The following is a 13,527-nucleotide window of genomic DNA, read 5'->3' on the forward strand; positions in this document are numbered from 1 at the left end:
ATGTTAAGTAAAAACAATTTAGCACTTATTTGTACTGGAGTCTTACTTTTTGGTTTTTTTATATCTGGAATTTTTGACATCTTAGATTATATAATTGTAAAACTACTTTTATTTACAGGCTTTGCTTTACTTGGTTTTATTCTTATTTGGATTGCAGTAAAAGAATCTGATACCAAATAAAAAATCACCTCAAGAAAACTTAAGGTGATTTAACATTAACATTTTCAATACGAATCAGTTATTGAAAAAATTTAGTGATTTGTTTCAATTGAGTTTCCTCTATATTACCTTCATCTAAAACAGAAGCTAGTTTCATTATTTTAGCAAAATTCATATCATCGCCTAATACTCTTACAACTGCAAATCCTGCTTCAATTGAATTTCCTAAGAGAATAAATTCATCTACATTGTCTCCATCTCCAATACATTTAATAACAAATTTTCCATCTGTAGAATTTCCGCCACGCATCAATTCTTCATATTTAGGATTCTTTAATATGGCTTCAACTTTAGCATATTCAGTATTCATTTCTTCGGCATTGCCATCTTCGGCTACAAATGCAACGAGACTTAACTTGTCAACTGAATCGTAAGCCTCTTGCTGCTCTTCATCCAATAACGTTTCATCTATTTTTAATAAGCTAATTGGCACATCTAAAGATGTAAATCCAGGCGCAAGTTCACTATCTACATAGAAACTTTGCAATGTTGGATCTTGGTTGCAACTTTGTAAAGTTACAACCGAGATCAACATCATGATTAAGGTTTTGATTGATGAGTTCATAATGATTAGTTTTTATCTTTTCCTGCTTTTTTCAACTGATCGCCTCCAGGCATATTCATTTGACTTGTTAACTTAGAGATTTGTCTCAAATCGATATCTCCTGTTAGAGTCAACAATACAGTTTCAATTTCTCTTTTCTTTCCATTGATAGTGATGTCTTGACCTTGGGTCATTTCTTTAATTCCATTAACGAACATTAATAGTTCTTTAACATGATTTTCATCTTTACCCTCTCTAACATAAAAGTTAACGGTTTGATCGCCATCTTTTACACGCATTAACTCTTCCATACTAGAATTCTTTAAGTACTTAGCTACTGTAGAATTCATATCTCCTGAAATTTTCTCATCTCCAGTTGTAAAGACTTTAAAGCTTGTGATATTTTTTGCCATATCGATATAACCTTGCATTTCTGGATCGTCTGCATCAATTCCCATCATTGCTAACATTTTAAACATTTTTTGGTTAACGATTACAGATGTTACTTCTTCTTTATCTTCAAACTTATCAAATACACTTTGTGCATTTCCTACGATTGTTGACAACATTATTGCTACTATTACTATTAAATTTTTCATGTGTTCTTGTTTTTTAATTATTTGCTTGTTTTCTTTTAGTGTTCTTTAAATACTTGTTTGTTGTTTTTCCGAGTTTATTTACATAACTCGCTTTTTCGGCACCTACATTAAAACTTTGTGATGCCAGGCCTAAAGCATTAAAACTTGAAGCTCCTTGGTTAAAATTATCTGATACAGTTCCTAAAGCACTTAAGCTTGAGGTGCCTTTATCAAAATTTGAAGATAGCATTGCCATTGCTTCTTGTGTTTGAAAATACACTTTACGTTCTTCAGGTGATAAATCATCAACTGTTAAAATGTTGTCTCCAAACATATTCGGAATAATAATTCCTAACATTAGAACTGCTACTGCAGCGACAGAAATCCATTGATATACGAAGTTTTTCTTAGGTTTTAACGGAACGTCTTTAGTATATAGTTCTTGTTTTGTTGTCTTAAAATACTGAAACATTATTTTGTACGATTCTAAATGAGGAGCAACATTGTCTTGTGCGAAGTAGTCTTTTAACTTCTGCTCTTCTTTCAACGATGTTTCACCATTGTCATACTTTTCTATTAGTTTCTCTATGCTATTTAACACCATAACTGTGTGTATTCGTTAATTTTTCTCTTATTGTTTTTCTTGCTCTTGATAATGCGACTCTAATTGCTGTAGGATTCATATCTACTACTTTAGCTATTTCGTCAAAATCATATTCTTCAATATCTCTGAGCTGTAATATTATTTTTTGCTGTTCTGGTAATTCTTCAATTATTTTTGAAACCCAATCAACACTATCATTATTTTCTACCTGACTTTGTAAAGACGTGTTATTGTCTTGGTAATTACTATGAACTATTTTTAAATTTTGCGCTTGTTTCGATTTTAATCGGTCTAAGCAAAAATTCTTTGTCATTGTCATCGAAAACGCTTCAACATTTTTGTATTCGCTAATTTTCTGTTTGTTACGCCACAGCTTCATTAAAATCTCTTGCGTGGCATCTTCTGCTTCTTCGTTAGAAACCAGAAGTCTTTTTGCTAAGCGATAGACTTTATCCTTAAAAGGCATTACTAATTTTACAAAATCAGTCTGTGTCATGGTTTGGTGGTTAGTTAAAAACAGCTGATTATTCTGCTTCTTATCATTACGACGAACATGTATAAGTTTTGTTACAACTCAATTGAAAATAATTCTTCTTTTGTCTTATCGAGTATTGATTGAAATAAAATATATTTCATTGAAAGCACCTTACAACGTAAGTCGAGATGTCTATAAATAGTTCTCGAATGCGCTAGAAGAGACAGACAACAAAACTAATTATGAAACATATTAAATTTTTTAATTAACAATAATGTAAGTAAATTTATAGTTTAGTTGACTATAGTATAGTTGGTTTGCGAAAAAAAATTGAAAAAGAAAAAATATGAAACTTATAAAACTATGCCTACTGCTTGCGGTAGCGCTTACATTTACCAATTGTTTTGAGGATAATGACGATAATGCAGTAGCTGCTAGTGAAATCAATGATTTTATCTGGAAAGCCTTGAATGCGACTTACCTTTATAAAGCAGATGTGCCAGATTTAGCAAACAATCGATTTTCGTCTGATGGAGATTATGGGTTTTACCTCAATCAATTTTCTACTCCTGAAAGTATTTTTGAAAGCCTACTCTTTGATAGAGATAATGTGGATCGTTTTAGCTTTTTAATCCCAAATTATATTGATTTTCTTGAAAACCAACAAGGAAACTCGCTTTCAACAGGTTTAGAATTTGATTTTTACTTTAAGCCAGGAAGTGATACTGAAGTCTTCGGAATTATAAGATTAGTACTTCCTAATAGTGTTGGTGACAATCAAGGTTTGCTACGCGGACAAATATTTGATGCTGTAAATGATGTGCCTTTATCAAATACGAATCTTAGTGATTTATTAAATCAAAATTCATACACTTTAAATTTTGCAAATTATAATGACAATGGCACACCTGATGACGTTGAAGATGACATCATTGAATCTACAGCAAACAGTACAAGCCTTACAAAACAAGCTTATACTGAAAATCCAGTCTTCCAAACAGATGTTATTGATGTTGATGGCGAAAATATTGGTTATTTAGTTTATAATGGTTTTAATAATAATTTTGAAAACGAATTGAATGCAGCATTTGGACAATTACAGGCCAGTAATGTTCAACATTTAGTATTAGACCTAAGATATAATCCTGGCGGATCTGTTGGTACTGCAGCTATATTAGGCAGTATGATTACTGGTCAGTTTAATGGAGAGGTGTATTCTAAATTAATTTACAATGAAGATTTACAGCAAAACAACAGTAATTATAAATTTGTTAATAGCTTTGATGGGAATCAAATAAACAGCTTGAACTTGAGTAAAGTTTATGTACTTACAACAGATGCTTCAGCTTCTGCAAGCGAATTAGTAATTAATAGTTTAAGTCAATATATTGATGTTGTCCAAATTGGTGATAATACCGTAGGAAAAACACAAGCGTCAATAACTTTATTTGACTCACCTGGCTTTGGTCCAAATGATATTAATCCGACGCACACCTATGCGCTTCAACCTTTAGTAGCAAATTCTATAAATGTGAATGACGAAGCTGTACCTTCAACTGGATTAATACCAGATATTGACATCAATGAAACACCACGGAATTATGGCATATTAGGAGACACTAATGAACCATTACTTGCTGCAGCACTTTTAGATATTCAAGGCTTAGGTCGTTATGGTCAATTTAACAACGAGGTTAAATCTATAAAAAAAGACATGAATTTAAAACCATTTGAAGACCGAATGTATATTGATATAGAAGATGTATTTATTGATCGAATACAATTTGAATAACATAAAAAAAGCCACTTTGAAAGTGGCTTTTTTTTATTTACAAACTTAGATTAAATCCTACATTAACATTTCGTCCTTTGGTTGTATAACCTAACAACTCTTCGTAGTCTTCATTTAAAATATTGTTTACATTCGCGAAAATCGTCATGCAATTATCTATCACTTTATGACTGATATAAAAATCGACTAAACTGTAAGATTTCAAATTAACGGTTTCATTCATGAAGGTTACATTGTTATAAAATGAATCATCACGACTATCATTATACTGATAACTTAAACTCATAAACGCTTTGTCATTCAATTGGTAATTAATAGCAGCATTCACTTTAATTTCAGGAATTCTAAGATTTAAATCCTCTTCTACTTTAGTGTAAGTTCCATTAACTAAAAACTTCAAATTCTTCATCAAAGCAACATCAGCGACTAATTCAAATCCACTAGCTGTAAAATCCTCATCTGAATTAGCATATTGATATACAAAATTTCCAAGGTCTACAAAATCAACAAATTGCTCTTCAAAACGATTAAAATAAACCACACTAATGGTTGCTTTATCTTTAATATTAAGTTCAGTTCCAACTTCAATCGTTCTATTCTCCTCAGGCTTTAAATCGACATTGCCATATGTAGGCTCAAACAATTGGTACAATGAAGGTGCAATAAAAGACGTGCTATAACTCGCTAAACCTTTTATATATCCAAAACTCAAGTCTTTTTTAAATGACGGATTCAAGCTATATACCAAATGGTTTCCATATTCGCTATGATTATTTAATCGTAAACCAGCATTTACATTTAATCCAAAATCAGAGACATAAACCATATTTGCATAAGGATCAACAATAGTAAATGTAGCATCATCAGGATTAATAGCTTGTTCAAAATCAGTTCCTCCAAAAGGAATAGAAAAACTTTCAATGTCGTTTTGTTGTGCATTTACACCTAAAACTGTATAAAATGTATCGCTAAAATTATATCGATTATAAATATCACCTACAAAACTTTCTGCACTAAACTGTGTAGGAAAACCCGATTGAATATCACGCTCAATATTATTGTAAGCAGCATTTAATGTTATGCTTCCTTTTTTGTAATTAAATTCTGGAGAAACTCCAATTCTATATTGATCTGTAATAGACAAATTATCAGCATCAACTAAACCAAATCCGTCATCAAACTCTGCTTTAAACGTATCAAAACTAGCATAAGTATTTACTTTAAAATGATCTGAAAATTGATAACCCAGTTTCAAAAACCCATTATGAGTATTAAAAACATCTGCATCTTCACCCACAGAAACCGCAGATAAACCGTCTGTAAACTGATGACCAAAGCTCGCTAAATAAGAAAACTTATCTATTGTACCATTAATAGACACAGAATTTGAAACGTTTTCTATTCCGTAATCATTATCGTCTTGAGATTGATTCGTTCCAAGCGTACTTCTCAAGTTTAAAGCAAATGCATCTTTTGAAGCGTCTTTAAGTCTGATATTAATAACTGCTGAAGCTGCTCCAGTTCCATAAAGTGTACTTGAAGCGCCTTTTAAAATCTCAATACTTTCAACTTGATCTGCATTAAGCAAACGCAAATCATAGTCGTTAGCAATTTGAGACGCATCAGTCACTGCAATTCCGTCAATTAATATAAGAACCTGACGATTTCGTCCTCCACGAACAAAATAATTTAAATTTTGTCCTGCATTACTACGCGTTCCATTAATTTCAATTCCAGCAGTATTATTAATAATCTCTGCAATAGATTTTCCTTGAAGGCGCTTAAGATCTTCTTGGGTGATTTTGGTAATAACTTTACCTGAGTTTTCGCGTTTTAATTTGAATTTAGAATCTGTAACAACAACTTCATCCAGCTGTTCAATTGTTAACGAATCGGTTTGCTGTTGAGCAATACCTAATGTTGATATGCCAATAGCTAGCATACCAAAAACCAATGTTTTTGTGTTCATGTAATTTTTAATAACTCGGAATCGCATGGATTATCATACGCAAACTTTTATCCCGAAAGTTTAACTTATTTGTTTGAATTTGGCAGGTCTCCTGACTTGCGTCTTGTTATTGGTCTTCCCAGAATAATTTCCAGTGACAATGAAGGTAATAACAAGCTTAATAGCTTACAGTTGCGGGAACAGTTCTAGAATTGAAAATTAATTTCTCACCAGATTCCCTTTTAATCCATTCGGTTAAACGAATAGAACCAAAATTCGCAGCAAAAATAGATTCTTTTTTAAATGGAAACTAATAAAACTTAGTCTTTCTTATTCATTTTATAGATGAGATATATAAAACCTATTAAAAAATGAAGTAATATAATTCCACCTACTATATATATTGTTAAATTTGAATTATCATGCATAACAGTAATTTTAATCAAAATTAGAGATTACATCTCATTCTAACAGTTACAAATGTTACAAAACAAACACTTTTTTATTGTTTATTTTCTACTATTCATAATCACAAGTTGTAAAGAAGACAAAAGGCTAAACAGAACGCTTCCATCACAACCAGAGCAAGCTAAAAACAAATACGCTGAAGGCTTTTCAGTTATAAAAAACGATAATTATAGCATCTTATACATAAAAAATCCTTGGCCTAAATCTGAAAAACATTATAAATACGCATTGATACCTAAAGAAAATGTATCTAAAGTCACTTTAAACAAAGCCAATTTTGATGGTATTTTAACAATACCTGTTCAGAAAATCGTAGTCACTTCAACAACTCATATTCCTGCACTAGAACTTTTGGGTGTTGAGGAAACCCTTATTGGTTTTCCAGGAACAAATTATGTGTCTTCAGAAAGAACTAGACTAAGAATAGATAATAAAGATATTAGAGAACTAGGTAAGAACGAAGGCATAAATACTGAAGTTTTATTAGAAATCCAACCAGATCTTGTTGTTGGTTTTGGTATCGATGGAAACAACAAAACTTTTGAAACCATCAAAAAATCTGGCACTCCTGTCATTTATAATGGAGATTGGGTAGAAACGTCTCCGTTAGCAAAAGCAGAATGGATTAAATTTTTTGGTGTCCTTTATGATAAGGAAAAAGTAGCTGATTCTATTTTCAATCAGATTGAAACCGAATATTTAAAAACAAAAGCAATTGCTTCAAAACTAACTAAGCAACCAACAGTTTTGTGTGGCGCTATGTATAAAGACATCTGGTATTTACCAAACGGAACAAGTCCTGAAGCACAAATTCTTAAAGATGCCAATGTAAATTATTTATGGAGTGACACTAAAGACAAAGGAAGCATTGCATTAAGCTTTGAAACCGTTTTTAACAAAGCTAAAGATGCTGATTTATGGCTAAGTCCATCCTATTACAATAGTTTAAATTCTCTTAAAAAAGCAAGTGAGCACTACAGTGAATTTAAAGCCTTTAAAAATAAAAATGTATATTCTTTTGTAAATACTACAGGAAAAACTGGTGGTGTTATGTATTATGAATTAGGTACAGCTAGACCAGATTTAGTCTTAAAAGATATTATTAAAATCTGTCATCCAGAGTTATTAGAAGATTATCAAACATCCTTTTTTAAACCCTTAGAATAATTGCCAAATACACATTCATATAAGCTATCCTTCTCTATACTAATTTTAGTATTGATACTTTGTTTTTTTACAAATATAAGTTTAGGTTCTGTTTCAATCCCTTTAAGAACAATCTTAGATAGTTTAATTGGCACGACTGACAATTATATCATTCAAAATTACAGACTTCCAAAAGCCATAACAGCTATATTAGTCGGATCTGGTTTAGGTATTTCTGGGCTTTTAATGCAAACACTATTTAGAAACCCATTAGCAGGTCCTTTCGTTTTAGGCATTAGCTCTGGTGCAAGCCTTGGTGTAGCCTTAATTATTTTAGGCTCAGGAGTATTTGGAGGTGTATTTGCAACACTATTTATTTCAAAATGGAGTGTTGTTATTGCTGCTAGCTTAGGTAGTTTTCTTGTGTTATTAGCTGTGCTTTTAGTGTCTTCAAAAGTTAGAGACACTATGGCTATTTTAATTATAGGTCTAATGTTTGGAAGTATTACTGCAGCTGTAGTGAGTGTCCTCTCCTATTTTAGTTCTGCGGAACAATTACAACAATACATTTTTTGGGGATTTGGGAGCTTAGGAAACTTATCTTGGAATGAAATTTTGATCTTTTTTTGTATTTATCTTTTCGGAATCGTATTAACTGTTGTATCAATAAAAGCATTAAATACCTTCTTATTGGGCGAAAATTATGCAAAAAGCTTAGGTTTAAATATTAAACAAAGTCGGTTAATCATCATATTAGCTACAAGTTTACTTGCTGGTACAATTACAGCATTTGCTGGACCAATAGCCTTTATCGGACTCGCAATTCCGCACATGACAAGACAATTATTTAATACATCTAATCACAAAATATTACTACCTGCAGTATTTTTATTTGGAGCTATAGTGATGCTTATTTGTGATAGCATTGCCCAATTACCAAACAGTGGTTATATGTTACCAATTAATGCAATTACATCTTTAATTGGCGCTCCTGTTGTGATTTGGTTATTAGTAAGAAAACGAAAAATGATGTTTTAGATGGAAAAGACAAGCAAACATATCATTCTAAAAACTGACAACCTTTCCATTGGTTACACGTCAAAGAAAAGTGAATCTGTAATCGCTAAAAATATCAATATTGAATTAAAACAAGGTGAACTCATCGGATTAGTTGGTGCGAATGGAATAGGCAAATCTACATTATTAAGAACCTTAACATCGCTACAGCAACCTCTAAGTGGAAGTATCTATTTAAATGAAAAATCGCTAGAAAATCTCTCTTCAGTTGAGTTAGCAAAAACCATGAGTTTGGTATTAACCGAACAACTCATGTCTAAAAATTTATCAGTTTATGAACTCATCGCGCTTGGCAGACAACCTTATACAAATTGGGTAGGCAATCTATCCGAAGAAGATACTTCTATTATTAATAAAGCAATACTACAAACTAATCTTTCAGAATTAAAGCATCGAAAATGTTTTGAACTAAGTGATGGTCAACTTCAAAAAGTGATGATTGCACGTGCTTTAGCTCAAGACACAGACCTTATTATTTTAGATGAACCTACAACGCATCTAGATATGTATCATAAAGCATACATATTAAAACTACTTCAAAAACTTGCTAAAGACACAAATAAAACCATCCTATTTTCATCTCATGAAATTGATTTAGCAATTCAATTATGTGACACGATGGTTGTTATGACTACCAATACTGTTTTATCAGATTCTCCAAGTAATCTTATTGAAAATGGCGTCTTTGAAAGCCTATTCCCAAAAGACTTAATTAGTTTTGATAAAAACGCTGGCAACTTCAGAGTGAACTAACTCATTTACAATCAGTTTCAATCAACTATGAAAACAATTTCGCAAAGTCCTATTTCGATATACTGCAAAAAAAACTGTTTAAAAGCAAATCAAAATGCATTATAAGCAGATAAAAATTTATAATTTGCATACTAATAACCAATGCTAAAAAATGTCAAGACTAACCAACCCTTTCATCTTATTATTTTGTACCTGTTTTATGGTCACAGGATACTCACAAAACGATACTAAAACTGCTGAATACAGAAGAAGTTCTCTGTATACACTTATGGTCGCAGATTCGACCAGAAACTTCAGTCAACTTATTCAAGAAACCTTTGTTGATTCCAAAATTCCTGAGAAATTTAACAACCATGTTACAAATGAAAGAAGTATTCCAAAATTATATAATGATTCTCTGTCTAAAGCAGAATTAAAAGAAGCACAAAAAGTTGCCATTACTGAGTATTTATCTACTCATGATATTGCAAAATCAATGGTCGCAAAATGGTTCAACAGAAGCGAACAAGGCGGATTTAATATGGATTTAATATCTGAAAGAGGCTTTTATAATGCTTCAGATTTAGACGTTAAAATTGCAAAAAACAGTGAGCGTGGAACAGCAATGCTAGCTGATGCAGGTGAAGAGCTTATTAAAAACACCTTTGTAATAGTAAACAATTTCAAATACACAGATAAAGAAGAAGTTGCTGAAAAAGCAAAAGGTTTATTAGCTTCAATTGGAAGTGTTGCAGTATTAGCTGGAGCTAGTGAAGTAGCCGAAGTAACTGAAGTAGCTAGTGAAGGTGTAGGCATATTAGGTAAAGGATATGTAATAAAAACTGATGCGCTTTTATTCAGACTTAAATGGAATGATGAAGTAGCAAGTATATTCTATAATGACTACTGGACAGAAGATGAACAAATTGACGAAGAAAGAGTGAACGCATTTAATGAGTCTAATGTATTTGAATTAGAATATATTGGAACTCAAATGGCTTGGGCAGATTTACAAAGTACAACATATACTAAAAAAACTGACGAAGAATTAATTACTATAGCTACTATGAAAGCGTCAGATGCAGTAACTGCAAAATTGCAAAGAGAGTATGAAGTATTTAGAACAAAAACACCTCTAATGAGTTCTGATCCTTTATCAGCTAAAATAGGATTAAAAGAAGGTTTAGAAAAAGGTGATAAATATGAAGTTTTGGAACAAGTCCTTAATAAAGAAGGTAAAACTGAATACAAGAGAGTTGGAGTAATCAAAGTTGATAAGAATCAAATTTGGGATAACAGATTTAATGCAGATGAAGAAAATACAGATGATACTCTCGAATACACCGTTTTTAGTGGAAAAAAGAAGAAATTTTATGCAGGAATGCTAATTCGTCAAATTAATTAAAAATAAATAATCATGAAATTAAAACACGTAATACTGTCAGTACTTTTTATAGGTTTTTGTACAAGTGTAAACGCACAATGGAAAAAAAATAAAGCCAACGAGGATACCAAAATTTGGAGATATGATTTAGAATGTGAAGGTATTGCTAAACAAGGATCAAAACTTGTAAAAGTATGGTCGTATTCTAAAAACCCAAAACACGCTATTTCTCGTGGAATGAAAAATGCAGTACACGGAATCATCTTCAAAGGTTTTGCTGGAGGAGGACAAGGTTGTACTCAATTTAGAGCTTTAGTAAATGACCCTTCGCTAGAAGAAAAACACAAAGAGTTTTTTGAAAGCTTTTTTGCTGATGGTGGAGCATATTTAAGATATGTTAGTTCTGCTACTGATGGCAATATTGCTCCTGGTGATCGATTAAAAATAAGCAAACGAGAGTACAAAATTGGAATTGTTGTTAATGTATTAACCGACCAATTAAGAAGACTACTAGAAGAGAAAGGTATTGTTAAGTCTCTAAACTCAGGATTTTAATTAAAAAATAATAAAAATGAAATCATATAAATTATTTACCCTCATAACATTTACATTATTCTGTTTATTGAGTTTTGGTCAAGCAAAGAAACCTACTCTAATGGTTGTTCCAAGTGATGTTTGGTGTAACCAAAATGGTTATATGCTAAATTTTGATAATCAAGGATCTACGATAAGAATTCCAGATTACAAAAGAGCATTTCAAGAAAATGCAGAAGTATTACAAGTCATTAGCCAAATTAATGGAATGATGGCAGAAAGAGGGTTCCCTCTTAAAAATATGGAGTCTGCTATAAAAACTATGGAATCTAATGCTGTGGAAGATGCCTTAAGAAGCTCTAAAGATTCTGGAGCTTCAGTAAATGAAAGTCCGATTGATGCCATCAAAAAAGCGGCTAAAGCAGATATTATTATTCAATTAACTTGGACCGTTAATAAAACTGGCCCTAAGAAATCTATAAATTTCAATCTTCAAGGATTAGATGCTTACACAGACAAACAAGTTGCAACAGCAACTGGAACTGGAGCACCTTCTTTTTCGGCTGAAACACCTGTACTACTTTCTGAAGCCGTAATTTCTCATATGGACAACTTCACCTTATCACTACAAGATCATTTTGATGACATGTTTGAAAATGGACGTGAAATTATTGTAAGAATCCAAACTTGGGATGATTGGGATGGTGATTTAGAAACTGAATTTGGTGGTGAAGATGAATTAGGATATGTTATTGAAGATTGGTTAGCTGACAATACGGTAAAAGGAAGATTTAGCACTACAGATATCACAGAAACTATGGCACTATTTGAACAAGTAAGAATTCCATTATACAATGATAAAGGTAGAGCTATTGATGCTCGAAGATATGTAAGAGAATTAAGTAAGTATTTAAAAAATGCACCTTTTAATATTCCAAATAAATTAGTTATGAAAGGACTTGGAAGAGCAACCATAATACTTGGAAGTAAATAATAAAAAAACAAGACAATGAAAAACGCTTTAGCAATATTATTTTGTTTCGCTTCAATTGTAGCAATTGGACAAAACAATGACTATGCAATCAACTTAGGAGCTTATGTTCCTGATCAAATTGAAAATGTACCAGCATCAGCAAAAAAGATGTTAATTAATAAACTCGGACAACTAGTTACGGCAAATGGCATAAGTGACAATCAATACAATTCAAGGTTTATAATTACTCCTAATATTGTTGTTGCTACAAAAGAAATTATGCCAACAGCACCAGTAAAAGTAGTTCTTGTTTTAGATGTTACTTTATACATAGGAGATGGAATCTCAGGAACATTATACGCTAGTGAAACATTTAATGTAAAAGGTGTTGGAACTACAGAAACAAAGGCTTATATGCAGGCATTAAAACGTCTTAAACCTAAAAATGAAGCGATGCAAGATTTTATCGCAAGAGGAAAAGATAAAATCATAGATTACTATAACACTAATTGTTCGCAAATACAAAAAGAGGCATCCATTCTTGAAAATTCTGGTCAGGTAGAAGAAGCATTAGGGCTAATGTTAGGCATACCAGCATCTAGTTCTTGTTTTGAAAAGTCAGAAAGAAAAACAAAAGCACTTTATATTAAAGCTGCTAATAGAGATTGTAAAATGAGACTTACAGAAGCTCAAGCTATTTGGAGTGCTAATCAAGATATAGAAGCAGCGAATGAAGCAGCAAGAATTTTATCTTCTGTATTACCTGAAGCAGAATGTTTTAGTCAAGTAAAAGCATTGTTTAGCAAAATTGAAACAAGAGCTAAAGAATTACAAGATAGAGATTGGAATTATAAACTTAAAGTTTTAGATGCAACTAAGTCCTATTACGATTCAGCTTTTGAAGTGAGTATGGCAAGAGCTAAAAACCAACCGAGTACAGTAATGTACAATGTTAGAGGTTGGTATTAATATTATTAACATATATTAAAAAAAAGCACTCTATTTGAGTGCTTTTTTTTATGTAATAGTTTTAATTCATTTTCTAATCTAACT

Annotated in this window: 14 protein-coding genes and 1 riboswitch; of the genes, 9 read left to right on the plus strand and 5 right to left on the minus strand. The window is 31.7% G+C overall.

All coding sequences use genetic code 11. The features are described 5' to 3' along the window. Nucleotides 1-180, plus strand: coding sequence for a hypothetical protein (locus tag MUN68_RS11050; protein ID WP_249996236.1), 180 nt, complete (start codon nt 1-3; stop codon nt 178-180). A gap of 58 nt (nt 181-238) precedes the next feature. Here MUN68_RS11050 and MUN68_RS11055 read toward each other — a convergent pair whose 3' ends face one another. From MUN68_RS11055 to MUN68_RS11070, 4 genes are read right to left on the minus strand one after another with little or no spacing between them, the layout of a single operon-like run. After that, complete coding sequence (locus tag MUN68_RS11055) at nt 239-784, minus strand: DUF4252 domain-containing protein (RefSeq protein ID WP_249996234.1); 546 nt, start codon at nt 782-784, stop codon at nt 239-241. Nucleotides 785-789: 5 nt separating this feature from the next. Further along, on the minus strand, nt 790-1,362 hold the full coding sequence (locus MUN68_RS11060; RefSeq protein WP_249996233.1) for a DUF4252 domain-containing protein: 573 nt from the start codon (nt 1,360-1,362) through the stop codon (nt 790-792). Nucleotides 1,363-1,375: 13 nt separating this feature from the next. Then, a complete protein-coding gene (locus tag MUN68_RS11065; protein ID WP_249996232.1) occupies nt 1,376-1,945 on the minus strand; it encodes a hypothetical protein in 570 nt (189 codons plus the stop codon). Beyond that, the gene (locus tag MUN68_RS11070) at nt 1,932-2,441 is read right to left on the minus strand and encodes an RNA polymerase sigma factor (protein ID WP_249996231.1); all 510 of its coding nucleotides are present in this window, start codon (nt 2,439-2,441) and stop codon (nt 1,932-1,934) included. Before MUN68_RS11070 ends, MUN68_RS11065 begins: the two co-directional genes overlap by 14 nt. A gap of 325 nt (nt 2,442-2,766) precedes the next feature. Here MUN68_RS11070 and MUN68_RS11075 point away from each other — a divergent pair, with 325 nt between their 5' ends. Then, entirely contained in the window at nt 2,767-4,212 is a 1,446-nt protein-coding gene (locus tag MUN68_RS11075; protein WP_249996230.1) for a S41 family peptidase, read from the plus strand. A 37-nt stretch (nt 4,213-4,249) separates the two neighbouring features. On the opposite strand, the gene MUN68_RS11080 is transcribed toward MUN68_RS11075, so the two are convergent. Then, nucleotides 4,250-6,181, minus strand: coding sequence for a TonB-dependent receptor plug domain-containing protein (locus MUN68_RS11080; protein WP_249996229.1), 1,932 nt, complete (start codon nt 6,179-6,181; stop codon nt 4,250-4,252). A gap of 64 nt (nt 6,182-6,245) precedes the next feature. Then, a riboswitch (cobalamin riboswitch) is annotated at nt 6,246-6,449 on the minus strand. A gap of 191 nt (nt 6,450-6,640) precedes the next feature. Here MUN68_RS11080 and MUN68_RS11085 point away from each other — a divergent pair. The 7 genes from MUN68_RS11085 (at nt 6,641) to MUN68_RS11115 (ending at nt 13,443) form a co-directional block, all read left to right on the plus strand. Next, the gene (locus MUN68_RS11085; RefSeq protein WP_249996228.1) at nt 6,641-7,795 is read left to right on the plus strand and encodes an ABC transporter substrate-binding protein; all 1,155 of its coding nucleotides are present in this window, start codon (nt 6,641-6,643) and stop codon (nt 7,793-7,795) included. After that, nucleotides 7,796-8,812: a FecCD family ABC transporter permease gene (locus tag MUN68_RS11090; RefSeq protein WP_249996227.1), complete on the plus strand. Its 1,017-nt coding sequence runs from the start codon at nt 7,796-7,798 to the stop codon at nt 8,810-8,812. Then, entirely contained in the window at nt 8,813-9,604 is a 792-nt protein-coding gene (locus MUN68_RS11095; protein WP_249996226.1) for an ABC transporter ATP-binding protein, read from the plus strand. Nucleotides 9,605-9,755: 151 nt separating this feature from the next. After that, nucleotides 9,756-10,988 (plus strand): hypothetical protein, encoded by a 1,233-nt coding sequence (locus MUN68_RS11100; RefSeq protein ID WP_249996224.1) that lies wholly within the window; start codon nt 9,756-9,758, stop codon nt 10,986-10,988. A gap of 12 nt (nt 10,989-11,000) precedes the next feature. Beyond that, on the plus strand, nt 11,001-11,522 hold the full coding sequence (locus MUN68_RS11105; RefSeq protein ID WP_249996223.1) for a hypothetical protein: 522 nt from the start codon (nt 11,001-11,003) through the stop codon (nt 11,520-11,522). 16 nt (nt 11,523-11,538) lie between these two features. Continuing rightward, on the plus strand, nt 11,539-12,495 hold the full coding sequence (locus MUN68_RS11110; protein ID WP_249996222.1) for a DUF6175 family protein: 957 nt from the start codon (nt 11,539-11,541) through the stop codon (nt 12,493-12,495). A gap of 15 nt (nt 12,496-12,510) precedes the next feature. Beyond that, entirely contained in the window at nt 12,511-13,443 is a 933-nt protein-coding gene (locus tag MUN68_RS11115) for a hypothetical protein (protein ID WP_249996221.1), read from the plus strand. Nucleotides 13,444-13,527: the final 84 nt, after the last annotated feature.

Source organism: Psychroserpens ponticola, assembly GCF_023556315.2.
Taxonomy (GTDB): Bacteria; Bacteroidota; Bacteroidia; order Flavobacteriales; family Flavobacteriaceae; genus Psychroserpens; species Psychroserpens ponticola.

Coding starts and splice junctions, on each gene's coding strand:
- MUN68_RS11050 (WP_249996236.1), top strand. CDS start 1: ATGTTAAGTAAAAACAATTTAGCACTTATTTGTACTGGAGTCTTACTT.
- MUN68_RS11055 (WP_249996234.1), bottom strand. CDS start 784: ATGAACTCATCAATCAAAACCTTAATCATGATGTTGATCTCGGTTGTA.
- MUN68_RS11060 (WP_249996233.1), bottom strand. CDS start 1,362: ATGAAAAATTTAATAGTAATAGTAGCAATAATGTTGTCAACAATCGTA.
- MUN68_RS11065 (WP_249996232.1), bottom strand. CDS start 1,945: ATGGTGTTAAATAGCATAGAGAAACTAATAGAAAAGTATGACAATGGT.
- MUN68_RS11070 (WP_249996231.1), bottom strand. CDS start 2,441: ATGACACAGACTGATTTTGTAAAATTAGTAATGCCTTTTAAGGATAAA.
- MUN68_RS11075 (WP_249996230.1), top strand. CDS start 2,767: ATGAAACTTATAAAACTATGCCTACTGCTTGCGGTAGCGCTTACATTT.
- MUN68_RS11080 (WP_249996229.1), bottom strand. CDS start 6,181: ATGAACACAAAAACATTGGTTTTTGGTATGCTAGCTATTGGCATATCA.
- MUN68_RS11085 (WP_249996228.1), top strand. CDS start 6,641: ATGTTACAAAACAAACACTTTTTTATTGTTTATTTTCTACTATTCATA.
- MUN68_RS11095 (WP_249996226.1), top strand. CDS start 8,813: ATGGAAAAGACAAGCAAACATATCATTCTAAAAACTGACAACCTTTCC.
- MUN68_RS11100 (WP_249996224.1), top strand. CDS start 9,756: ATGTCAAGACTAACCAACCCTTTCATCTTATTATTTTGTACCTGTTTT.
- MUN68_RS11105 (WP_249996223.1), top strand. CDS start 11,001: ATGAAATTAAAACACGTAATACTGTCAGTACTTTTTATAGGTTTTTGT.
- MUN68_RS11110 (WP_249996222.1), top strand. CDS start 11,539: ATGAAATCATATAAATTATTTACCCTCATAACATTTACATTATTCTGT.
- MUN68_RS11115 (WP_249996221.1), top strand. CDS start 12,511: ATGAAAAACGCTTTAGCAATATTATTTTGTTTCGCTTCAATTGTAGCA.